The 22,560-nt window shown below is 74.7% G+C and carries 21 protein-coding genes; 14 read left to right on the top strand and 7 right to left on the bottom strand.

What is annotated here, in order from left to right; translation table 11 throughout:
• Positions 1-213 precede the first annotated feature (213 nt).
• The 11 genes from ACZ56B_RS28830 (at position 214) to ACZ56B_RS28780 (ending at position 11,800) form a co-directional block, all read left to right on the top strand.
• Positions 214-627 carry a DUF3151 domain-containing protein gene (locus ACZ56B_RS28830; RefSeq protein WP_468796698.1) on the top strand — a complete coding sequence of 138 codons (414 nt, stop codon included), beginning with the start codon at positions 214-216 and terminating at the stop codon, positions 625-627.
• A 147-nt stretch (positions 628-774) separates the two neighbouring features.
• Positions 775-1,605: a tryptophan 2,3-dioxygenase family protein gene (locus tag ACZ56B_RS28825; protein ID WP_468796695.1), complete on the top strand. Its 831-nt coding sequence runs from the start codon at positions 775-777 to the stop codon at positions 1,603-1,605.
• Positions 1,598-2,812 (top strand): kynureninase, encoded by a 1,215-nt coding sequence (kynU, locus tag ACZ56B_RS28820; protein ID WP_468796692.1) that lies wholly within the window; start codon positions 1,598-1,600, stop codon positions 2,810-2,812. Before ACZ56B_RS28825 ends, kynU begins: the two co-directional genes overlap by 8 nt.
• A 181-nt stretch (positions 2,813-2,993) precedes the next feature.
• Positions 2,994-3,872: an alpha/beta hydrolase family protein gene (locus ACZ56B_RS28815; protein ID WP_468796689.1), complete on the top strand. Its 879-nt coding sequence runs from the start codon at positions 2,994-2,996 to the stop codon at positions 3,870-3,872.
• A 336-nt stretch (positions 3,873-4,208) separates the two neighbouring features.
• Positions 4,209-5,147, top strand: coding sequence for an alpha/beta hydrolase (locus ACZ56B_RS28810; protein ID WP_468796686.1), 939 nt, complete (start codon positions 4,209-4,211; stop codon positions 5,145-5,147).
• Positions 5,144-6,343, top strand: coding sequence for an acyltransferase family protein (locus tag ACZ56B_RS28805; protein WP_468796683.1), 1,200 nt, complete (start codon positions 5,144-5,146; stop codon positions 6,341-6,343). The genes ACZ56B_RS28810 and ACZ56B_RS28805 overlap by 4 nt, the downstream gene beginning before the upstream one ends.
• 10 nt (positions 6,344-6,353) lie before the next feature.
• Positions 6,354-7,679: a sensor histidine kinase gene (locus tag ACZ56B_RS28800; RefSeq protein ID WP_468796679.1), complete on the top strand. Its 1,326-nt coding sequence runs from the start codon at positions 6,354-6,356 to the stop codon at positions 7,677-7,679.
• Entirely contained in the window at positions 7,676-8,338 is a 663-nt protein-coding gene (locus ACZ56B_RS28795) for a response regulator (RefSeq protein ID WP_468796676.1), read from the top strand. Before ACZ56B_RS28800 ends, ACZ56B_RS28795 begins: the two co-directional genes overlap by 4 nt.
• Positions 8,339-8,451: 113 nt before the next feature.
• Positions 8,452-9,837 carry a sensor histidine kinase gene (locus ACZ56B_RS28790; protein WP_468796673.1) on the top strand — a complete coding sequence of 462 codons (1,386 nt, stop codon included), beginning with the start codon at positions 8,452-8,454 and terminating at the stop codon, positions 9,835-9,837.
• Positions 9,834-10,499 (top strand): response regulator, encoded by a 666-nt coding sequence (locus tag ACZ56B_RS28785; protein WP_468796670.1) that lies wholly within the window; start codon positions 9,834-9,836, stop codon positions 10,497-10,499. Before ACZ56B_RS28790 ends, ACZ56B_RS28785 begins: the two co-directional genes overlap by 4 nt.
• A gap of 83 nt (positions 10,500-10,582) precedes the next feature.
• Complete coding sequence (locus tag ACZ56B_RS28780) at positions 10,583-11,800, top strand: cytochrome P450 (RefSeq protein WP_468796668.1); 1,218 nt, start codon at positions 10,583-10,585, stop codon at positions 11,798-11,800.
• An 81-nt stretch (positions 11,801-11,881) separates the two neighbouring features.
• On the opposite strand, the gene ACZ56B_RS28775 is transcribed toward ACZ56B_RS28780, so the two are convergent.
• Together ACZ56B_RS28775 and ACZ56B_RS28770 are read right to left on the bottom strand one after the other, a co-directional pair.
• Positions 11,882-13,543: an ABC transporter permease gene (locus tag ACZ56B_RS28775; protein WP_468796665.1), complete on the bottom strand. Its 1,662-nt coding sequence runs from the start codon at positions 13,541-13,543 to the stop codon at positions 11,882-11,884.
• Positions 13,540-14,484: an ABC transporter ATP-binding protein gene (locus ACZ56B_RS28770; protein WP_468796662.1), complete on the bottom strand. Its 945-nt coding sequence runs from the start codon at positions 14,482-14,484 to the stop codon at positions 13,540-13,542. The genes ACZ56B_RS28775 and ACZ56B_RS28770 overlap by 4 nt, the downstream gene beginning before the upstream one ends.
• A 104-nt stretch (positions 14,485-14,588) precedes the next feature.
• On the opposite strand from ACZ56B_RS28770, the gene ACZ56B_RS28765 reads away from it, so the two are divergent.
• Complete coding sequence (locus ACZ56B_RS28765) at positions 14,589-15,086, top strand: GbsR/MarR family transcriptional regulator (RefSeq protein WP_468796659.1); 498 nt, start codon at positions 14,589-14,591, stop codon at positions 15,084-15,086.
• Positions 15,087-15,280: 194 nt separating this feature from the next.
• Here ACZ56B_RS28765 and ACZ56B_RS28760 read toward each other — a convergent pair whose 3' ends face one another.
• Positions 15,281-16,129 carry a diacylglycerol kinase family protein gene (locus ACZ56B_RS28760; protein ID WP_468796656.1) on the bottom strand — a complete coding sequence of 283 codons (849 nt, stop codon included), beginning with the start codon at positions 16,127-16,129 and terminating at the stop codon, positions 15,281-15,283.
• Between the two features lie 186 nt (positions 16,130-16,315).
• On the opposite strand from ACZ56B_RS28760, the gene ACZ56B_RS28755 reads away from it, so the two are divergent.
• Positions 16,316-17,599, top strand: a complete 1,284-nt coding sequence (locus tag ACZ56B_RS28755; protein WP_468796653.1) for an adenylosuccinate synthase — start codon at positions 16,316-16,318, stop codon at positions 17,597-17,599.
• Between the two features lie 116 nt (positions 17,600-17,715).
• Here ACZ56B_RS28755 and ACZ56B_RS28750 read toward each other — a convergent pair whose 3' ends face one another.
• Positions 17,716-18,606: a DMT family transporter gene (locus tag ACZ56B_RS28750; protein ID WP_468796651.1), complete on the bottom strand. Its 891-nt coding sequence runs from the start codon at positions 18,604-18,606 to the stop codon at positions 17,716-17,718.
• A gap of 82 nt (positions 18,607-18,688) precedes the next feature.
• On the opposite strand from ACZ56B_RS28750, the gene ACZ56B_RS28745 reads away from it, so the two are divergent.
• Positions 18,689-19,297, top strand: a complete 609-nt coding sequence (locus ACZ56B_RS28745) for a TetR/AcrR family transcriptional regulator (RefSeq protein ID WP_468796649.1) — start codon at positions 18,689-18,691, stop codon at positions 19,295-19,297.
• Positions 19,298-19,482: 185 nt separating this feature from the next.
• Here ACZ56B_RS28745 and ACZ56B_RS28740 read toward each other — a convergent pair whose 3' ends face one another.
• From ACZ56B_RS28740 to ACZ56B_RS28730, 3 genes are all read right to left on the bottom strand, one after another.
• Positions 19,483-20,133, bottom strand: a complete 651-nt coding sequence (locus ACZ56B_RS28740; protein ID WP_468796646.1) for a hypothetical protein — start codon at positions 20,131-20,133, stop codon at positions 19,483-19,485.
• 152 nt (positions 20,134-20,285) lie between these two features.
• On the bottom strand, positions 20,286-20,987 hold the full coding sequence (locus ACZ56B_RS28735; RefSeq protein WP_468796643.1) for a GntR family transcriptional regulator: 702 nt from the start codon (positions 20,985-20,987) through the stop codon (positions 20,286-20,288).
• A gap of 175 nt (positions 20,988-21,162) precedes the next feature.
• A complete protein-coding gene (locus tag ACZ56B_RS28730) occupies positions 21,163-22,533 on the bottom strand; it encodes an aminotransferase class III-fold pyridoxal phosphate-dependent enzyme (RefSeq protein ID WP_468796641.1) in 1,371 nt (456 codons plus the stop codon).
• Positions 22,534-22,560 lie beyond the last annotated feature (27 nt).

Below are 22,560 nucleotides of genomic sequence, written 5' to 3'. Positions count from 1 at the left end.
GTGGTGGTCGGGGCTGGCCGCAACTGGTGCTAGACGGCAACAGGGATCAAGCAATGGGTGGACGCGAGCAGGAAGAACGCTCTCGGGGGACCCGACACCCGTGGGGGTGCCGGGCCCCCGGCGTTCCCGTGCGCCCCGCCGGAAGCGGGGGCCGGGCGCCGGGGTCCCGCGGCCGCCCGGCGCCGGGCGGGGCCGATGTACGAGACTGGACCCATGTCGATTCACGAGAACCTCCTCGGGGGGCCGCCCCCGACCCACCTCCCCGACGACCCCGGTCCGCGCGAGCTGCTCGCGTCGGGCACCTCGCCCGCCGACGTCGCCGCCCGCTACCCGACCTCCTCGCTGGCCTGGGCCCGCCTGGCCGACGAGGCGTTCGAGCGGGACAGCGTCGTGGAGTCGTACGCGTACGCCCGTACGGGTTACCACCGCGGACTGGACGCGCTGCGCCGCAACGGCTGGAAGGGCCACGGCCCGGTGCCCTGGGAGCACGAGCCCAACCGCGGCTTCCTGCGCGCCCTGCACGCCCTCGCCCGCGCCGCGCAGGCGATCGGCGAGCAGGAGGAGCACGAGCGCTGCGCCCAGTTCCTGAAGGACTCCTCGCCGACGGCCGCCCAGGTCCTCGGCTGAGCCGTCCGTGTCCCGGGGCCCGCCTGTGCGCAGGCGGGCCTTGCGGCGGTGGGGACCATTGCGGAGGATGCACCGTGGGGACCGGGGCCCCCGTGCCGGTAACGGCAGGGGCGGACCGCTACCCGGAGTACATTTCAGGAGACAGCGATGTCCCACGAGGCTCACGAGCCGGAGACCCCGCATCTCGACTTCGAGGGCACGACCCCCTACGAGGACTACGTCAGGGCCGACGTCCTCACCCACCTCCAGCACACCCTCTCCGACGACCCCGGAGAGATGGTCTTCCTGGTGACCACCCAGGTGATGGAGCTGTGGTTCACCGTCATCGTCCACGAGTGGGAGACCGCGGCGAAGGCGCTGCGGACGGACGACGTACCGACCGCGATCGACGCGCTGAAGCGGTCCGTGCGGGAGCTGGAGGCGCTGAACGCCTCCTGGAAGCCGCTCGGACAGCTCACCCCCGCGCAGTTCAACTCCTACCGCGGCGCCCTCGGCGAGGGCTCCGGCTTCCAGTCGGCGATGTACCGGCGCCTGGAGTTCCTGCTCGGCGACAAGTCCGCGTCCATGCTGGTCCCGCACCGGGGCGCGCCGCGCGCGCACGCCGAGCTGGAGAAGGCGCTGCACGAGCCGAGCCTGTACGACGAGGTGCTGCGGTTCCTCGCGCGGCGCGGGCACCCGGTGCCCGAGGACGTGCTGCGGCGCGACGTGTCGCAGCGGTACGAGCCGTCGCCGGAGGTGGAGGCGGTCTGGACGGCCGTCTACTCGGGTGACGAGCGCGACGAGGTCGCCCGGCTGGGCGAGGCGCTGACCGACGTCGCCGAGCTGGTGTGGCGCTGGCGCAACGACCACCTGGTCGCCACCCGCCGCGCGATGGGCGCCAAGACCGGCACGGGCGGCTCGGCCGGCGTGGCCTGGCTGGAGAAGCGGGCGCAGAAGAGCGTGTTCCCCGAGCTGTGGACGGCGCGGTCCCATGTCTGAACTGGAGACGAAAGCCGAGAAGTTGGACGCGGCCGACGAACTGGCCGCCAAGCGGGCCGAGTTCGTGCTCGACGATCCCGAGGGCGCGGTCTACCTCGACGGCAACTCGCTGGGCGCCCTGCCCGCCGCCGTCCCCGGCCGGATCGAGGACGTGGTCCGCCGGCAGTGGGGCGAGCTGCGCATCCGGTCCTGGACGGAGGAGGGCTGGTGGACGGCGCCGGAGCGGGTCGGCGACCGGATCGCCCCGCTGGTCGGCGCGGCGCCGGGGCAGGTCGTGGTCGGCGACTCGACGAGCGTGAACGTGTTCAAGGCCGTGGTGGGCGCCGTGCGGCTGGCCCGGTCGGCGGACCCCGGGCGGGACGAGGTCGTGGTCGACGCGACCACGTTCCCCACGGACGGCTACATCGCCGCCTCGGCGGCCCGGATGACCGGCTGCACCCTGCGCCCGGTCCCCCCGTCCGAGGTCCCGGGCGCGCTCGGCGACCGTACGGCGGCGGTCCTGCTCAACCACGTCGACTACCGCACCGGCCGGCTGCACGACCTGCCGTCGCTCACGGCGGCCGTGCACGCGGCGGGGGCGTACGTCGTCTGGGACCTGTGCCACAGCGCGGGCGCGCTGCCGGTCGGGCTGGACGAGCACGGCGTGGACCTGGCGGTCGGCTGCACCTACAAGTACCTGAACGGCGGGCCGGGCGCACCGGCGTACCTCTACGTGCGCGCGGGTCTGCAGGACCGCTTCGACTCCCCGCTGCCGGGCTGGAACTCCCACGCGGAGCCCTTCGGCATGCGTCCGGACTACGAGCCGGCGGCGGGCGCGGTGCGCGGTCGGGTCGGCACCCCGGACATCCTCTCCCTGCTCGCCCTGGAGGCGGCGCTTCAGGTCTGGGACGGCGTGACGGTCGAGGCGGTGCGCTCCAAGTCCCTCGCGCTGACGGACTTCTTCCTGGAGTGCGTCGCGGCGTACGTGCCCGGGGGCCGGGTGGAGTGCCTGACCCCGCGGGCGCACGGGGAGCGGGGCAGCCAGGTCGCCCTGCGCTGCCCGGGGGCCGGCGAGGTCATGGAGCGGCTGATCGGACGCGGGGTGGTCGGGGACTTCCGCCACCCGGACGTGCTCCGCTTCGGCTTCACCCCGCTGTACGTCGGCTTCGCGGACGTGGAGCGCGCGGCGCGGGTGCTGGCGGAGGTGCTGGCGGAGACCGGGGCGTAGGCGCCGCGGCGGCGGCCGGCGGGCCCGGGCGAGCAACGGGACCCGCCGACCGCCTCCCGGAGAGGTTCACCGCGTGTGATATCCCCGTGCTCGCGTACATGATCGTCCTGGTACCGTCCCGGCCAACGGCCGAACACTTCTCTGGTCCGCCCATGACGTTTCGTTGCTGAGAGGTTGGAGCATGACGGACGACGCCGCAGCCGCCCGGGCCGCCGCCGAGGAGGAGTCGGTCCTCTCCCACCCGCCGGTCGATCCCGACGCGACCGCGGCCTACGGCGACGACCCGGACCAGCTGATCGACTTCTACGCCCCGCGCGCCGCGGGCGGTCCCGGCGGCCCCGCGCCCGTGGTCGCCGTCCTGCACGGCGGTGCCTGGCGCGCCCCCTACGACCGGCGCCACATCAGCCCGTTCGCCGCGTTCCTGGCCCGCCGGGGCTTCGCCGTGGCCAGCGTCGAGTACCGGCGCGGCGCGAGGGGGACGGACGGCGGCGACCCGGTCGCGGGGCGCTGGCCCGACACCTTCGACGACGTCGCCGCCGCGCTGGACGCCCTGCCCGAGCTGGTCCGGCGGCACCTGCCGCAGGCCGATCCGCGCCGCACCGTCGTCACCGGGCACTCCGCCGGCGGCCACCTGGCGCTGTGGAGCGCCGCCCGGCACCTCCTGCCCGCCGACGCCCCCTGGCGCACGGACCGTCCCGCACCCCTGCGGGGGGTGGTCGCCCTCGCCCCGGTCGCCGACCTCGCGGTCGCCGACAAGCTGGACGTGTGCGGGGGCGCGGTCCGCCAACTGCTGGGCGGCGACGACGGGTTCGCCGAGCGCCGGCCGTACGCCGACCCCGCGCTGCTGCTGCCCACCGGCATCGCCACCACCCTCGTCCAGGGCCGCACCGACCTCGACGTCCCGCCGCCGGTGGCCGAGGCGTACACGGAGGCGGCGGCGAAGGCCGGCGAGGTGGTGGGGCTGACGCTGCTGGAGGGCGTCGGCCACTTCCCGCTGATCGACCCGGCGGCGGACGCGTGCGCGGTGGTGGCGGAGGAGATCGCCCAGCTCGCCTGGTGACGCGCTCCCCGGAGGCGCCCGGTCGTACCCGTAATACCTGAGAGCTACCGCGCGGGTGAGTCCTCCGGCGGGACGCGGGTTACCCGCGCCGCTCCGTAACTTCCCTTCTCGACAGGCCCGTTGACCGGGCGGAAGGGAGGCGGGACGACCATGGGACCGCGGTACGGGGCGGGGACGGCGGGGCACGGCGGGAGCGCGGCCGGCGCGTCCGCGGCCACCGGGGACGGGGGCCCGACGGCCGAACACCCGGAGCGGGCACGGGAGACGGGCCGGCGACGGGTGAACGGGCCGGGGACGGACCGGCGGTGGAGGGGGAGGCACCGGCCGAACCGGTGGGTGCGCACCGCCCTCGCGGTGCTCGTCGCCTCCGCCGTGGCCCTGCCCCTCGCCGGAGCCGCGCGGCCCGGCACCCCCGCCCCCGCACCGGCCGCGACCGCCCCGCCCACCGCGGGCACCCTCGAGGAGACCTACGCGGCCCACCGGGCCAACGCCCGGGAAGCGGCCCGGCTGGCCGCCGGCCACGGCGACCGGCGGCGCGCGGCGGCCGTCCGCGCGCTGGCCGGCCCCTCCCGGCAGCTCCTGGCCTTCGACGGCCGCGGCACCGGCCGGGTCACCGAGGTGCTGGGCGACCTCGCCCGCGCCGACCGCGTCGCCGTCCTGGTCCCCGGTTCCGACACCGGCCTCGACACCTACGGCCGGTTCCGCGCCGCCGCCCTCGCCCTGCACGGACGCCTCCTCCGCGAGGCCCCGGCGGGCGCCCGGACGGCGGTCGTCGCCTGGCTGGGCTACGAGACGCCCGCCACGATCGGCACCGCGGTCACCACCACCGGCCGGGCCGAGCAGGCGGCGCCCGGACTGCGGGCCCTGGCGCGCGACCTGCGGACCGTCACGGGAGGACACGCGCGCGTCTCCCTGATCTGCCACTCCTACGGCTCCGTCGTCTGCGCCCGTGCCGCCGCCGGCCTGGACGCCGACGACATCGCCCTCGTCGGCAGCCCCGGCACCGGCGCCGGCACCGCCGCCGCCCTGCGCACCCGCGCCCGGGTCTGGGCGGCCCGGGGCGCCGACGACTGGGTGGAGCACGTCCCGCACCTCAGCGCCGGCCTCCTCGGCACCACGGTCGGCTTCGGCACCGACCCCGTCTCCCCGGCCTTCGGCGCCCGCGTCTTCGACGCCGGCGACGGCGGCCACAGCGACTACTTCGCCCCCGGCTCCCCCTCCCTGGCCAACCTGGCCCGGATCGTCCTGGGCGAGACCGGGGCGGTGACCCCGTGAGCCGCCTCGGAGCCGCGGTGCGCGCCGCCGCCGGGCGCGTCGACGCGGCCACCCCCCACCACCGCGACCGGGCCGTGGACGCCCTGCGGGCCCTCGCGATCCTCGGGGTCGTCCTCGGCCACTGGCTGGTCACCGCGCTGGTCGCGGACGGCCGCACCCTGCGCACGGCCAGCCCGCTCCAGCACCTGCCCCAGCTGGCCCCCGTCTCCTGGCTGTTCCAGACCCTCGCCGTGTTCTTCCTGGTCGGCGGCCACGTGGCCACCCGCTCGCACGCCTCGGCCCGCGCCCGCGGCGTCCCGTACCGCGCCTGGCTGCGCGGCCGTCTCACCCGGCTGTTCGGGCCGGTCACCGCCGTCCTCACCCTGTGGACGGCCGTCACGGCCGTGCTCCTGCTCTCCGGCGCCGAGTACGGAACCGTCCGCACGCTGGTGAAACTGGCCCTGTCCCCGCTGTGGTTCCTGCTGGTCCTCGCCGCCCTCACGGCCGCGACCCCACTGCTGACCCGGCTGCACCCGCTGTGGCCGCTGGCCGTCGTCCTCCACGTGGACCTGCTGCGCTTCGGCCTCGGTGCCCCCGACGGGCTCGGCTGGGTGAACCTGGCGGCCGGCTGGCTGGTGCCGTACACCCTGGGCGCCGCCTGGGCCCGGGGCGGGCTGGAGCGCCGCCGCCCCGGACTGCTCCTGCTCCTCGGCGGCACGGCGGCCACGGCCGCGCTCGTCGCGTGGGCCGGCTACCCGGCGGCCATGGTCGGCGTGCCGGGCGCCGCCGTCTCCAACCTCAACCCGCCGACCCTGGCCGCCGTCACCTTCGGCGTCGCCCAGTGCGGGCTCGCGCTGCTGCTGCGGGAGCGGCTGCGGAGCGCGATGCGGCGGCCGGTCGCGTGGGCGGCGGTGGCGCTGGTCAACCTCTCCGCGATGACGGTCTTCCTCTGGCACCAGACCGCCCTGATGGCGACCACCGCCACCGGCCTGCTCGCCGGCCGGCTGCCCGGCCTGCACACCGTCCCCGACGACCTCGGCTGGGTCGCGGCCCGGCTGGCCTGGCTGCCGGTGCTCGCCCTCGCCCTCGCGGTCTGCCGGGCGGCCTTCCGGTCCCGGGAACGCGAGGGCCCGGGGCGGCGCGGACGGCGGTCCCGGGTGGTGCGGGCGCACCGGCCGGTGGACCGGGGGTCGGCGCGGGGCGTGCGGCGTGTCTAGGCTGAAGCGCGTGGCGAACAAGGGGGAGGAACTCGTCCGGCGGTGGCTGCGGACGCTGCGGGACGACCTGTTGACGGTGCGTGCGGATCCGCTGCCCCCGTCGGTGTGGCTGCGCTGGGTGCCGCACGGGTTCGTGTGCCTGGCCGCGGTCGGCATCCTCCTCGGTGAACTGAACCAGCTCGAGGGGTACGGGCGACTCGGCCAGGAGAACTCCCTGCTGGTCGCGGCCGGACAGAGCGGCGCGGTCGTCCTCGCGCTGTGGCGCCCGGTTCCGGCGCTGTGGTTGTCGATCACTGCCACGCTGGCGGGTGCCGTCCTGCTGCGCCGCATGCTGATGGCCGGCCAGATCGACGGTTTTCCGTGGCCCTGGACTGAGTGGGGGATCGCGGCCCACTTGTTCGTGCTGCTGCTGTTCGCCCTGCGCGTGCCCGCCCGGGTGTCCGTCGAGGCGCTGGTTGTGACGGGACTGCTCACCTACGTGCTCCAGGGCCTCTGGGGCGCGTGGAACTACTCGGCCACTGGCCAGACCGCCGTCTCCCTGTTCGCCGTCGCCGTCGTCCTCGGCACCGCCCTGCGCGGCCGTCGCGAGGCCCGCGCCGAGCTGGGCCGGCAGGCCTCGCTCACCGCCGAGGAACGGGCCCGGCGCACCCTGCTGGAGGAGCGCAGCCGCATCGCGCGGGAGCTGCACGACGTGGTCGCCCACCACATGTCGGTGATCTCCATCCAGGCCCAGGTCGCCCCGCACCTGGTGAAGGACCCGCCCGAGGAGCTGAGGGAGAACCTGGCCGGCATCCGGCAGAACGCCGTCGAGGCGCTGACCGAACTGCGCCGCGTCCTGGACGTCCTGCGCTCCGAGCACCCCGCCGCCGGCGAGCGCGCGGACGGCTCCGGCCTCGCCCCGCACGCGCCGCAGCCCACCCTGGACCGGCTCGGCGCGCTGGTGGAGAACACCCGCGCCGCCGGACTCACCGTCACCACCGAGATCACCGGCGAGCGGCGCCCGCTGCCGCCCGGCGTGGAGCTGTCGGCGTACCGGATCGTGCAGGAGGCGCTGAGCAACGTGCTGCGCCATGCGCCCGGCGCGACCGCGCACGTCGTCCTGGCCTACGATCCGCGGGGGCTCCGGGTGGAGGTCGTCGACACCGGCCCGACCCGGGAGGCGCCCCCGTCCGCCGGGGCCGGACACGGGCTGCTCGGCATGCGGGAACGCGCCGCCATGCTGGGCGGCAGGCTGACGGCCGGTCCCCGGTCCGGCCGGGGCTACAGGGTCGAGGCCCACCTCCCGGTCCCCGCCACGCCCGCTTCCGAACCTCTCCCACAGGACGGCACCGCATGATCCGCGTACTCGTCGCCGACGACCAGCAGATGGTCCGGCAGGGCTTCACCGTGCTGCTCGACCTGCAGCCCGGCATCGAGGTGGTCGGCCAGGCGGTGGACGGGCTCGACGCGGTCGCGCGGGTCGCCGAACTCGCCCCGGACGTCGTCCTGATGGACATCCGCATGCCCGAACTCGGCGGCATCGAGGCCACCCGCCGCATCACCGCCGCCACCGAGCACGTCAAGGTGCTGGTGCTGACCACCTTCGACCTCGACGAGTACGTGTACGAGGCGCTGCGCGCCGGTGCCTCCGGCTTCCTGCTGAAGGACGCGTCGGCCGACCAGCTCGCCGAGGCGGTCCGGGTGGTGGCGGCCGGGGACGCGCTGCTCGCGCCCGGGATCACCCGGCGGCTGATCGCCGAGTTCTCCCGCCTGGACCCGAGGCCCCGCGGCCCGCTGAGGGAACGCGTCGGCGACCTCACCGAACGCGAGACGGAGGTGCTCGCGCTGATCGCGCGGGGCCTGTCCAACGCGGAGATAGCGGTGCGGCTGGTGGTGGCCGAGCAGACCGTGAAGACGCACGTCGGGCGGATCCTGGTGAAGCTGGGCCTCCGGGACCGCACCCAGGCCGCGGTGTTCGCCTACGAGTCGGGGCTGGTCCGCCCCTCCGGCTACTGATCCCCCGGGGCCGGGGGACCGTCCGCGCCGCCCGGGTAGTACCTGAGACGGACGCCCGGAAACCCGTCTCGGCGGGGACGACCGCGGTCACCCGGTCGGCCTACCGTGTGAGCGTGACCGAGACGACGCACCTGAAGCCGCCGGCCGCCCCGCACGGTGACGGGGACGGGACCCGCAGCCCGGAGTACCAGCTGGCCCAGAAAGCCCTGAGCGGGCTGCGCGAGGACCTGTTCCACGACGCGTTCGCCTACCGCCCGCTGCCGCGCCGGCGCACGGACGGCCCGTTCGTCCGCCGGCTGCCCGCCCGGCTGCGGCCGGCCGCGGAGCACCTCCCGCACGCGGCGGTGGGAGCGGTCGCGCTGCTCGCCCTGTGCGCCGGCGCGCTGGCGGGCGGCCTGCCCGGCGGGGACGTGCCGGCCCTGCTGACCGGCCTGCTGTGCGCGCTCCCGGTGCTCGCCACCCTGGTCCGGCCGGTCGGCGCGTTCTGGCTGTCGCTGGCGGTGACCCCGGTGGTCGCGATCCTCAGCGGCGGCGCCGGGGACTGGCCGTGGATGCCGGGCGCGTTCATCTGCCACTTGGCGGTGCTGGTCGTCGTGGCGCTGCGCACCCGCCCCCGCACCGCCGCCTGGATGTGGGTGCTGACCACGGCCTACGCCTTCCTCTCGGACGTGGTCTTCGGCGGGTCGTACTACTACACGAACAGCGCGCCCATGATGGTGACCTCCGCCTTCGCCCTGCTCGTGGTCTCCCTCTGGCACGTCCGCCACACCGCCCGGCAGGAGGTGACCGCCCAGCAGACGGTCACCGCGCACGAGCGCTCCCGGCGCACGCGGCTGGAGGAGCGCACCACCATCGCCCGCGAGCTGCACGACGTGGTCGCCCACCACATGTCGGTGGTCGCCATCCAGGCCGAGGCCGCCCCCTACCGGGTGGAGAACCCGCCGCCGGAGCTGGAGCGCGCCTTCGCCACCATCCGGGAGAACGCGGTCGCCGCCCTCACCGAGCTGCGCCGGATCCTCGGCGTGGTCCGCGCCGAGGACTACGAGGCCCCGGACGCCCCGCAGCCCACCCTCGCCGACCTGGACTCCCTGCTCGTCAACGTGCGCGACGCCGGGCTGGAGGTGGAGCGGGTGACGACCGGCGCGGTGCGCGAACTGCCGCCCGGCGTGGAGCTGTCGGCGTACCGGATCGTGCAGGAGGCGCTGAGCAACAGCCTGCGGCACGCGCCCGGCGCGAGCGCCCGCGTCGAGGTCGGCTACGTGCTCGGCGGGCTCGGCGTGCGCGTGGTGAACGGCCCGGCGCCCCACCCGAACCTGGTGAAACCCTCACCCGGAGCCGGCCACGGCATCACCGGCATGCGCGAGCGGGTCACCATGCTGAACGGCGAGATGACGGCCGGCCCGACCGACGACGGCGGCTACGAGGTCGCGGTGTTCCTGCCGGTCCCCGCGGCGCACGGCGGAAGCGACGGGGGCCACGGGAACGGGGCGGTGGCATGACGATCCGCGTCCTGATCGCGGACGACCAGATGATGGTGCGCGAGGGCTTCTCGGTCCTGCTGAACGCGATGCCGGACATCGAGGTCGTCGGCGAGGCGGTCAACGGCCGCGAGGCGGTGCGACGGGTCCGCGAACTCGCCCCGGACGTCGTCCTGATGGACATCCGCATGCCCGAGCTGAACGGCATCGAGGCGACGCGGGAGATCGTCGCCGTCGACGGTGCGGCGAAGGTGCTGGTGCTGACCACCTTCGACCTCGACGAGTACGTGTACCAGGCGCTGCGCGCCGGCGCCTCCGGCTTCCTCCTCAAGGACGCCTCGGCCCGCCAGCTCGCCGACGGGGTGCGGGTCGTCGCCTCCGGGGAGGCCCTGCTCGCCCCCTCGGTGACCAGACGCCTGATCACCGAGTTCTCCAGGCTGTCCGACACCCCGCGCCTGATGCCGTCCGCGCAGGCGGCCTACGGCGACCTCACCGAGCGGGAGACGGAGGTGCTGGTGCTGATCGCCCAGGGCCTGTCGAACGCGGAGATCGCCGAGCGGCTGGTGGTCGCCGAGTCGACGATCAAGACGCACGTGAGCCGCGTCCTGGTGAAGCTGGGCCTCCGGGACCGCACCCAGGCCGCGGTGTTCGCCTACGAGGCGCGGCTGGTGACCCCCGGCTGACCCCGGCCGGCATCCCGCCCGGGTCCCGGGCGGGGAGGTCCCGGCCCTGGTCAGGGGGCCGGGTGCCGGGCTACGGTCCGTCCATGGCAGCCCCCAGCGACCTCGCGTTCGACCCGTGGGACCCGGCGTTCGTCGCCGACCCGTACCCCGCCTACGCCGAACTGCGCGAGCGGGGCCGGGTGCACTGGTTCGAGCCGACGAACCAGTGGCTGGTCCCGCACCACGCCGACGTCTCGGCGCTGCTGCGCGACCGCCGCCTGGGCCGGACCTACCGGCACCGCTTCACCCACGAGGAGTTCGGCCGGACCGCTCCGCCGCCCGAGCACGAGCCGTTCCACACCCTCAACGACCACGGCATGCTCGACCTCGAACCGCCGGACCACACCCGGATCCGGCGCCTGGTGTCGAAGGCGTTCACCCCGCGCACGGTGGAGCGCCTGAAGCCGTACGTCCAGGGCCTGGCGCGGGACCTGGTGGCCCGGCTCGTCGAGGCGGGCGGCGGCGACCTGCTGCGGGACGTCGCCGAACCGCTGCCGGTCGCGGTGATCGCCGAGATGCTGGGCATCCCGGAGTCCGACCGGGCCCCCCTGCGCCCCTGGTCGGCGGACATCTGCGGGATGTACGAGCTGAACCCGTCGCGGGAGGCGGCGGCGAAGGCGGTCCGGGCGTCGGCCGAGTTCTCGGCCTACCTCCGCGAGCTGATCGCCGAGCGCCGCGAGGACCCCGGCGACGACCTGGTCTCGGGCCTGATCGCCGCCCACGACGAGGACGACCGGCTCACCGAGCAGGAGATGGTCTCCACCTGCGCCCTGCTGCTGAACGCCGGCCACGAGGCGACCGTGAACTCCACGGTCAACGGCTGGTGGGCGCTGTTCCGCAACCCCGACCAGCTCGCCGCCCTGCGCGCCGACCACTGTCTGGTCCCGTCCGCCGTCGAGGAGCTGATGCGCTACGACACCCCGCTCCAGCTCTTCGAGCGCTGGGTGCTGGACGACATCGAGATCGACGGCACGGTGATCCCGCGGGGCGCGGAGATCGCCATGCTCTTCGGCTCCGCCAACCACGACCCGGCGGTCTTCACCGACCCCGGACGCCTCGACCTCGCCCGCCGGGACAACCCCCACATCTCCTTCAGCGCCGGCGTCCACTACTGCATCGGCGCCCCCCTGGCCCGCATCGAGCTCGCCGCCTCCCTGACGGCCCTGCTGGAGCAGGCCCCCACCCTCGCCCCGGCGGAGGAACCGAAGCGCAAACCGAACTTCGTGATCCGGGGACTGGAGGGGCTGGCGGTCGAGGTCTGACCCGGCCGTCCCGCCGCGCGGCGGGCCCCGCCCGGCGGGGCGGGTCCCGCCGGGCGGGGCTCTCCGGTGCGGCCGCCGCGGCTACTTCGCGTCCAGGTCCCGGCGCCGGAAGCCCGCCAGGCCCAGCCACACCAGACCGGCGGCGACGAGGGCCAGCAGGAGCAGCGGGGTCCAGTCCGTCTCCGCGGCGGGGAGGCGGGGGACGTGACCGAACGGGGAGAGGTTCCTCATCCAGTCCGGGAACCGCAGGATCTCGCCGAGGTAGCCGACCACGAAGGCGTACACCGGCACGGCCCAGGCCGCCGCGCTCGCCCGCGGGAACCAGCCGAAGAGCACCACGGCCACCCCGGTCGTGACCCACAGGGCGGGCGCGTACGCGAGGGCCGCCCCCACCAGCTCCGGGAGCAGCCCGCCGTCCCCGGTCGAGGCCGCGCCCGCGACGCCGAAGCCGAGGCCGGCCAGCAGCAGGACGAGGGTGCCGCCGCCCAGGGCCACGGCCAGGTGGCCGCCCACCCAGCGGGTGCGGGAGAGGCCGGTGGCGAGCAGGGGCTCGGCGCGGCCCGCGGTCTCCTCGGAGCGGGGCCGCAGGGTCGCCATGACGGCGTACACCGCCGCCACCACGGCGAGGACCACCATGACCATGGAGGCGAAGGACTCGGCGACGCCGGCCCCGCCGATGCGCTCCAGGGCCTCCCGGACCTGGTCGATGTCCTTCAGCATCTCCTCGGCGTCCCCGAGGATCGACCCGTACATCGCGCCCATCAGGAACAGGCCGGCGCCGAAGCCGGCCAGCGTGCCCCGGTGCAGCCGCAGGGCGAGGCCGGACGACGTGGTGAGCGCGTCGGAGGCGGTGGGAGGGCCCGGTTTCCCCGGACGCAGGCCCGCGCCCACGTCCCGCCGGGCGGAGAGCGCGAATCCCGCCGCCGCGAGCGCCGCCGCGAGCACCAGGCAGAGCAGGAGCGGCCACCAGCGGTCGTCGACGTACGGGTAGCTGCGCTGCACCCAGCCGATCGGGGACAGCCAGGACAGGGCGCCGTCGCCGGTGCTGTCGCCGGCGGCCCGCAGCACGTAGGCGACGCCGACGACCGCGAGCGCCGTGCCGGACGCGCCGCGCGTGTGCGCGGTGATCTGGGCGGTGACCGCGGCGACGGCGGCGAAGACGAGGCCGACGGCGGCGTGGGCGCAGCCGTAGAGCAGCGAGCCCGCCGGGCCGACGCCCTCCAGGCCCAGGCCGGCCAGGCCGAGGGCCAGCAGCAGCGCCAGGGCGAGGTTGGCCAGGGCCGCGACGGACAGGGCGGCGGCGAGGTGGGCGTGGCGGCCCACGACGGCCGAGCGCACCAGTTCGGCGCGGCCGGTCTCCTCCTCGGCACGGGTGTGCCGGGTGACGATCAGCACGCTCATCAGGGCGACGAGGACGGCCGTGAAACCGAGCATCTGGTGGCTCAGCATGGAGCCGAAGCCGTAGTCGTCGAGGTAGGGGCGGGGGCCGGACATGGCGAGGCCGGCCGGGCTGTCCATGCTCCGGACGGCGTTCGCCCGCTCCCGCGGGTCGTCGTAGAGCGTGCGGAAGCTGTTCGCCGTGGCGAGCGTGCCGAGGAACAGGGCCAGGATCCACACCGGGAGCCGGACCCGGTCCCGGCGCAGGGCGAAGCGGATCAGCGTCCGGGTGCCGGCCAGCGCGTTGCCGCCGGTGGCCGGGCGGGCGGGGGCCGGAGCCCGCGGGGTGGCGGTCTCGGTGGTCATCGCGGGGCCCCGTCCGCGCTCCGGCCGGTGCCGTGCCCGTTGGCGGCGAGCTCGTCGCCGTAGTGGCGGAGCATCAGTTCCTCCAGGGTCGGCGGGTGGCTGGTCAGGCTGCGGATGCCGCACTCGGTGAGCCTGCGGACGGCCGCGTCGAGCTGTCCGCCGTCGACCGCGAAGCGGACCCGGCCGGTGGCCTCGTCGAGGACCCGCAGGTCGTGCACGCCGGGCAGTCCGTCCAGGCCGGTGGCGGGCCGCTCGGTCTCCGCCTCGACGGTGGTGCGGGTCAGGTGGCGCAGCTCGCCGAGGGTGCCGGACTGGACGGTGCGCCCCTGCCGGATGATGCTCACCCGGTCGGCGAGCTTCTCCACCTGGGCCAGGATGTGGCTGGAGAGCAGGACGGTCCGGCCGGCGGCCTTGGCCTCGCCGACGACGTCCTGGAAGACGACCTCCATGAGCGGGTCCAGTCCCGAGGTCGGCTCGTCCAGGAGCAGCAGTTCGGCGTCGGAGGCGAGCGCGGCGACGATGGCGACCTTCTGCCGGTTGCCCTTGGAGTAGGCGCGGCCCTTCTTGGTGGGGTCCAGGTCGAAGCGGTCGACGAGCTCGGCGCGCCGTTTCCGGTCCAGGCCGCCGCGCAGCCGCGCCAGCAGGTCGATGGCCTCGCCGCCGGTGAGGTTCGGCCACAGCTCGACGTCGCCGGGGACGTAGGCGAGGCGGCGGTGGAGTTCCACGGCGTCCGCCCAGGGATCGAGGCCGAGCACCCGCGCGGCGCCCGAGTCGGCGCGCAGCAGGCCCAGCAGGACGCGGAGGGTGGTCGACTTGCCGGAGCCGTTGGGTCCGAGGAAGCCGTGGACCTCGCCGGTCTCGACGTCCAGGTCGAGGCCGTCGAGTGCGCGTGTGCGACCGAACGACTTGTGGAGTCCGGAGACGCTGATGGCCTTGGTCATGCTTCGGAACGTACGCTACTTTCAGAAATTTGTGAAGATGAAGAAGTGTGTGAAGAGGGGGTTAGACTGGCGCATGCTGTCTGAGCAGGGGAGATGATCGGGCGATGGCGGAACCGGCCGGAGCGGACCGGGACCCGGAGGCGGTCTCACGGTTCGTGGAGCAGTTCGCCGCGCAACTGGTGGAGGCCGGGCTCCCGCGGATGCCCGCCCGCGTCTTCGCGGCCCTGCTCTCCTCCGACACCGGTGTGCTGACCTCCGCCGAGCTGGGGGAGCGGCTGAAGATCTCGCCGGCCGCGGTCTCCGGGGCGGTGCGCTACCTGGCGCAGCAGCACATGGTCTCCCGCGAACGGGAACCCGGCTCGCGCCGGGAGCGGTACCGCGTGCACGGCGACCAGTGGTACGAGGCCCTCGCCAACCGCGAGACCGTCATCCGGCGCTGGGAGGACGGCCTGCGCGAGGGCGTCGCCAGCCTGGGCCCGGCCACCCCGGCGGGCCGCCGGCTGGCGGAGACCCTGGCCTTCTTCGAGTTCGTCGAGAAGGAGGTCGAGGCGATGATGGAGCGCTGGCGGGCGCACCGGGAGGAGCGGTTCGGGCGGGGGTGAGGAAAGCTCCGGATCCGGTCACACCGGCGTAATCGATCGACTGCGCGCGGTCGCGGCTGGTCCGTCTCCAGGGGAGGGCGCATCATGACGGTCACGGCAGAGCGACTGACGGCAAGCGGCACCGAGCCCCACAGCTTCGAGGGCCTGCTGGACACGACCGGGTTCGAGGCCCCCTGACGCGACTCCCGGAACCGCTACCGCGCCGGCAGCACGAGTCCCCACGCCTCCTTCCGCACCTCCCACGTCCGGGTCCGCACCGGCCCCGACACCAGCGCGTCGGCCCGGTAGCGGAAGTGCGCGCCCGACACGGTCACCGTGCGTCCCTCGGCCGCCAGCGGGGCCGCCGCCGCGCCCACCGACGCCGGCCGCACCTCGACCCGGGCCTCCCCGGCGGCGCCGGGGACCACCGACACGGTCCGCACCGACTGGTGGAGGTCGACGAGCGTCTTCCCGTCGACCTCCACCCGCAGCCGCGCGGGCCCCGTCTCGGGAACGGGGACGATCCGGGACGTCCGGGACGGCACCAGGGTCCGGACCAGGGACTGGCACGTCCGCAGCCAGGGCCGCCCCTGCTCGGCCTCCGGCGCCGGCGCCGCCCCGAGGGGCGGGATCCGCACCGCGCCGAGCACCACGCCGTCGCTGTCGTCGACCAGCAGGTCCATCCGCCGCTCGGTCCCGTCCAGCACGGCCCGTGCCGCGGCCACCGCCCCCATCGGCACCCCCAGTGACCGGGCGAGGTCCAGCGCGCCGCCGACCGGGACGAACGCCAGGGCGCAGGCGGCCAGTTCCCGCCGGCGGTGCAGCACCCCGACCGCCCGCACCAGGGCGCGGTCGTCCCCGATCACCACCGGCCGCCGCGACCCGCGCCGGGCCAGGGCCCGGGCGAACTCCTCGGGGCCGTCCGGCAGGCACAGTTTCGTCCGCGCCCCCGCCCCGAGCACGTCCTGCGCGATGCGCACGGACTCGCCGTCCGCGCGGCGGGCGACCGGATCGATGACCACCAGGAGCTGATCGGACGTCGCGGAAGTCGCCACCTCGGCCATGCCTCGCTTCCTCGGGTAGCATCTTTGTGCAAGAGCCCCTTTGCGCTATTGCGCCGGGGGCTTCGTCTATTCCGGGGCATCCGGTCCGACGGTTGGCGGCCAACGGTGGTCGCGGTGCACGCGGCGGAGATCCTCCGCGTACGCCCCTGACCTTGGACATGCCCCGCCCGGAAGGGGTGTACGCGCGTGCCCGCACTTGTGCTGCTCGGTGCTCAGTGGGGTGACGAGGGCAAGGGAAAGGCCACGGACCTGCTCGGTGGCTCCGTCGACTACGTGGTCCGCTACCAGGGCGGCAACAACGCCGGCCACACGGTGGTCGTGGGCGACCAGAAGTACGCCCTCCACCTGCTCCCTTCCGGAATCCTGTCCCCCGGCTGCACACCGGTCATCGGCAACGGCGTCGTCGTCGACCCCTCGGTCCTGCTCTCCGAGCTGAGCGGGCTGAACGAGCGCGGCGTCGACACGTCGAAGCTCCTGATCAGCGGCAACGCCCACATCATCACGCCGTACAACGTGACGGTGGACAAGGTGACCGAGCGCTTCCTCGGCAAGCGCAAGATCGGCACGACGGGCCGGGGCATCGGCCCGACCTACGCCGACAAGATCAACCGCGTCGGCATCCGGGTCCAGGACCTGTACGACGAGTCGATCCTCACGCAGAAGGTCGAGGCGGCCCTCGACGTCAAGAACCAGATCCTCACCAAGCTCTACAACCGGCGTGCGATCGCCGCGGACCAGGTGGTCGAGGAGCTGCTGGGCTACGCCGACAAGCTGGCGCCGTACGTCGCCGACACCGTGCTGGTCCTCAACCGGGCGCTGGAGCAGGACAAGGTGGTCCTCTTCGAGGGCGGCCAGGGCACGCTGCTGGACATCGACCACGGCACGTACCCCTTCGTCACCTCGTCCAACCCGACCGCGGGCGGCGCCTGCACGGGCGCCGGCGTGGGCCCGACGAAGATCAGCCGCGTCATCGGCATCCTGAAGGCGTACACGACCCGCGTCGGCGCCGGCCCGTTCCCGACGGAACTCTTCGACGAGGACGGCGAGGCCCTGCGCCGCATCGGCGGCGAGCGCGGGGTGACCACCGGCCGCGACCGCCGCTGCGGCTGGTTCGACGCGGTCATCGCCCGCTACGCGACCCGCGTCAACGGCCTGACCGACTTCTTCCTCACCAAGCTCGACGTCCTCACCGGCTGGGAGCAGATCCCGGTCTGCGTCGCCTACGAGATCGACGGCAGGCGCGTCGAGGAGCTGCCGTACTCCCAGTCGGACTTCCACCACGCGAAGCCGGTCTACGAGATGCTCCCCGGCTGGTCCGAGGACATCAGCAAGGCGAAGACCTTCGCGGACCTGCCGAAGAACGCCCAGAACTACGTCAAGGCCCTGGAGGAGATGTCCGGCGCCCCGATCTCCGCGATCGGCGTGGGCCCGGGCCGGGACGAGACGATCCAGATCAACTCGTTCCTCTGAGCGAACCCTTCGGGGGCCCGGAGGCCCGGGCCCCCGGGAAGCCGAAGGGGACGGCCGGCGCGGTGCATCCGCCCGGCCGTCCCTCTTTTCTCCGAGGGCTCCCTTGCCGGGTCCCCTCAGTCCCGAGCGGGCCACGGCACACGGGAGGCCTCCCCGCGGTGGACGACGACCACCGCCGCGAGGCAGACGGCCAGGCCGAGGGCGGTCTGCGGGCCGAACGGCTCGTCGAACACGAGGGCTCCCCAGACGGCCGTGACCGGGGCCATGAGGAACATGAGCGTGTTGACCCGGGTGACCCCGGAGCGCCTCAGGACGAGCCAGTACAGCCCGTACCCGCCGAAGGTCGGCAGGACCACGAGCCAGGCGATCACGGCCCAGAACGAGAGCCCGGCGGGCGGCCTCGCGGCTCCGGTGCCCACGGCGAGCGCCGTGAGGACGACGGCGCTGGTGGCGCAGTGGACGGTCAGCGCCACCGTGGGCGCCACCCGCACGCGGGAGCGGCCTTCCAGGAAGGTGGCCGCCACCAGCGAGAGCATGCCGGCGAAGGGGACGAGGTAGGCCCACCAGGCCGCACCGGTGCCGGATGCGGCGTCGGCCAGGGTGACGACGGCGACGCCGCTCACCCCCAGGCACAGGCCGAGCCACTGCCCGCGCGAGACGTACTGGCGCAGCAGCGGCCCGGCGAGGGCCCCGGCGACCAGGGGCTGGACGCCGTCGATCAGGGCCGTGGTGCCGCTGGAGACCCCGAGCTGGATCGCGTAGTAGACGGTGAGCAGGTAGCCGCTCTGCGAGAGCACGCCGATCACGGCCTGCCGGGCCACGTCCCGCGCCGTGAGGCCCCGCCAGGACGTCCGGGAGAAGGCGGCCACGGCGGCCAGGACGACGGCCGGCGGCAGGAACCGCCACATGAGGACCGTGACCGCGGACGCGCTGTCCGCGCCCAGCTTGGCCCCGATGAACCCGGAGCTCCAGCAGAGCACGAAGGCGGTCGGGAGCAGGAGGTGCATGCCGTTCCCTCCGGTCGTCCTCCTCGAGTAAACAGATCGGTATACCCGGTGCCCACTATACAGATCGGTATACTTCGGGGGCATGGACACTTCCGGGGAACCGCGGCGGATCGCGCTGACGCCCGCCGCGCGGCGCGTCCTGGAGGCCGCCGAGAGGCTCTTCTACGAGCGCGGCATCCACGCCGTCGGGGTGGACCTGATCGCCGCCGAGGCGGGGGTGACGAAGAAGACCCTCTACGACCGGTTCGGCTCCAAGGAGCAGGTCGTCGTGGAGTACCTCGCGGCCCGTGACGAGCGCTGGCAGGCCTTCCTCGCCCCGTACCTCGACGCCGCGGGACCGGAGCCGGCGGCGCGCGTCCTGGCCGTCTTCGACGCCTCCCGCGCGTGGGCGGCGGAGCACGGCTCCAAGGGGTGCAGCATGGTCAACGCCCACGCCGAGATCAGTGACCCGGCGCACCCGGCCCACCCGGTCATCACCGGGCAGAAGCGGTGGATGCTCGCCCTGTTCACCGACCTCGCCGGTCAGGTCGCCCCGGACGGGGCCGACCGGCTGGGCCGGACGCTCATGCTGCTGCACGAGGGGGCGCTGGTCGCCCACGGCCTGGGCGTCTTCGCGGACCCCGTCGGCCGGGCCCGCGAGGAGGCGCGGGCCCTCCTCACCGCCGCCGGGGAGTCCGCGGCCCGGCGCTGAGCGGGCGCCGACGGGACGTCACGGGGCCGGCGTGGGGCTCCCGTCCGGGGCCCCGCGGGAGGGGGGGACCGGAGCCACCGTGCGTGCGGCGTCCGGACGGTCGGGGCGACGGGGCCGCACCGTGCTCCGTCGTGCGTGCGGAAGACATCCGGGAGGCTCCTCCCGGCCGTGCCGGACCCGCCGGTTCAGCTGAAGACGATCATCGAACCCTGGGCCAGGCTCCGGGTCGCCGCCGCGTGCAGGCCCAGCCAGACGTGGCGTTCGCGGGCGAAGGGGCTGGGGTCGTACGGGGCGGGGACGGCCGGCTCCTCCAGTTCGGTCGGGCCGTGCGGGGGCTCGGGGGCGGCCGGGGGGTTCGCCGGGTCGATGCCGAGGGACGGGGCGACGAACTCCAGTTCCCGCAGCAGGGCGTGGGAGGAGCCCAGCGGGCCGCCGCCGGCGAGGAGCGCCTCGCTGGAGAGGGGGTGCGGGAAGTCGACGGGAACGTAGGCGCCCGCGTGGTCGTAGTGCCACACGAGGTGGGACCGCTGGGCCGTCGCCTCGAACATCTCCAGCAACTGCTCGTAGTCGCCGCCCAGTTCGCCCACCGGCGTGACCGGCAGCCCGCACACCTGGAGCAGGTAGGCGCGCCGCAGGAAGTGCAGCGCGTCGTAGTCGAAGCCCGCGACCGGGGCCACCTCGCCGGACAGTCCCGGCATGTACTGGTACACCGGCACCGGCGGCAGCCCGGCCTCGGCGAGCACCGCGTTGTACTGCGCGAGTTCCTCGGCGAAGGGGTTGTCGGGCGTGTGGCACAACACGTCGACGAGCGGTACCAGCCACAGGTCACAGGCCAAGGAGGGCTCCTCACACAGCACGGTGGTCAGGAAAGGGTATCGACGCGGCACGAGGACGGCCTCCCCCGTGCAGGTCCCTTACCCATGCGGACACGGCCCATACGAACACGGACGGCACCGGTGCCGGTTCCCGGCCCCCGGCCCGGGGCGGCTCACTCGGTGCTCATCCGCTCGACCAGCGCGAGCGCGTGCGTGTTGTACGACTCGACGATCGCGCGGGCGGTGTCCGCGTCACGGCGCGACAGGGCGTCGACCAGGTCGGTGTGCCCGGCCCACAGCCGGCCCCGCAGGTCGGGCAGCCGCCGCAGCTGCTGCACCACGCACACCCACGTCTGGACGCGGATCCGGTGCAGGAAGTCGGTGAGGTACGGGTTGCCGAAGACGGACCCGAGCTCGCGCCAGAAACGCAGGTCGTAGCCGATCAGGACGGTCAGGTCCCCGGCGAGGGCGGCCCGCTGGGCCTCCTCGCCGCGCCGCCGGACCCCCGCGAGGGCGGAGGCGACCCGGGGTTCGTCCGGCCGCAGGCGCGCCGGCCCCCCGTCGGTCAGCGCGCGGAACATCCCGTCGGTCACCAGGGTGCGGGCCTCGATCATCCCGCGGAAGTCGTCGACGGAGTACTCGTGCACCCGGAACCCCCGGTGCTGGTCCGCGTCGAGCAGCCCCTGCGCGGACAGGTCGACCAGCGCCTCCCGGACCGGGGTCGCGGACACGCCGTACTGCTCGGCGATCTCCTTGACGGTGAACTCCTGCCCCGGCTGGAGCCGCCCGGCCAGCACCTCGTCACGGAGCGCGTCGGCGATCTGCTGCCGCAGGGTGCTGCGGGTCACGGCGCCGCGGCCGCTGATGCCGGGCATGGTCGGGCGTCTCCCTCGTCGCGCGTTCGAATGGGGGCGTGCGCGTACGTGCACGTACGCGCCTACGGGCACGCCACCTTACGCGGTCGGACGGGCCGGCGTGTTCGAGCGGAGGCCGGGGCGGCGGCGGCTCGCGCCCGCCCTGGCCGTCCGGTCACCACGGCCTCCCGGGAGGTCACTCCACGTAGTCGTCCGCCACCGACAGGGCCGCGTCCAGCGCCGCCAGTCCCTCCTTCAGCTCGGCCTCGCTCACGTTGCACGGCGGGACCACGTGCGTCCGGTTCATGTTCACGAAGGGCCACAGGCCGGCCTCCTTCGCGGCGGCGGCGAAGGCGGCCATGGGGGCGTTCGCCTCACCGGCCGCGTTGTAGGGCACCAGCGGCTCCCGGGTCTCCCGGTTCCGCACCAGTTCCAGCGCCCAGAACATGCCGACCCCGCGCACGTCGCCGACGCAGGGGTGCCGCTCGGCCAGCTCCCGCAGTCCGGGGCCGACCACGGAGGCGCCGAGCCGCGCCGCGTTCCCGACGACGTCCTCCTCCTCCATGACGCCGATCGTCGCGACGGCGGCGGCGCAGGCCAGCGGGTGCCCGGAGTACGTCAGCCCGCCGGGGTAGGGCCGCCGGGCGAAGGTCTCGGCGATCGCGCCCGAGACGGCCACGCCGCCCAGCGGGACGTACCCGGAGTTCACGCCCTTGGCGAAGGTCATCAGGTCGGGCACCACGTCGTACAGGTCCGCCGCGAACCACGTCCCGGTCCGTCCGAACCCGGCCATGACCTCGTCCAGGACGAAGACGATCCCGTACTTGTCGCACAGCTCCCGCACGCCCGCCAGGTAGCCGGCCGGCGGCACCATGATGCCCGCGGTGCCCGGAACGGTCTCCAGGACGATCGCGGCGACGGTCGACGGCCCCTCGAAGACGATCGTCGTCTCCAGGTGCTCGAGCGCCCGCGCGCACTCCTGCTCCTCGGTCTCGGCGTAGAAGCGGGAGCGGTAGAGGAACGGCGCCCAGAAGTGCACCACCCCGGCGGCGGCGCTGTCGGAGGCCCAGCGGCGCGGGTCGCCGGTGAGGTTCACGGCCTGCTGGGTGCCGCCGTGGTAGGAGCGGTAGGCGGAGAGCACCTTGGGCCGCCCGGTGTGCAGCCGCGCCATGCGCACGGCGTGCTCCACGGCGTCGGCGCCGCCGTTGGTGAAGAAGATCCTGTCCAGGTCGCCCGGCGTCCGCTCGGCGATCAGCCGCGCCGCCTCCGACCGGGCCTCGACGGCGAACGCGGGCGCGAACGTCGTCATCCGCGCCGCCTGCTCCTGGATCGCGGCGACGACCTTCGGGTGCTGGTAGCCGATGTTCGTGTAGACGAGGCCGCTGGCGAAGTCGAGGTAGCGCCGGCCGTCGTAGTCCCAGAAGTACGACCCCCGCGCCCCGGCGACGGCGAGCGGGTCGATGAGCTCCTGTGCGGACCAGGAGTGGAAGACGTGCGCACGGTCGGCGGCCTTCACGGCGGCCCCGGCCTCGGGGTTCGGCTGATCGGGGTTCGGCTGAGGAGTCATGCGCCCGAGGGTAGGTCCCGGGGGCGG

Source organism: Streptomyces sp. NPDC034670, assembly GCF_055574875.1.
The sequence above is the reverse complement of the archived record's forward strand: the minus strand, read 5'-3'. Positions and strand labels throughout refer to the sequence as shown.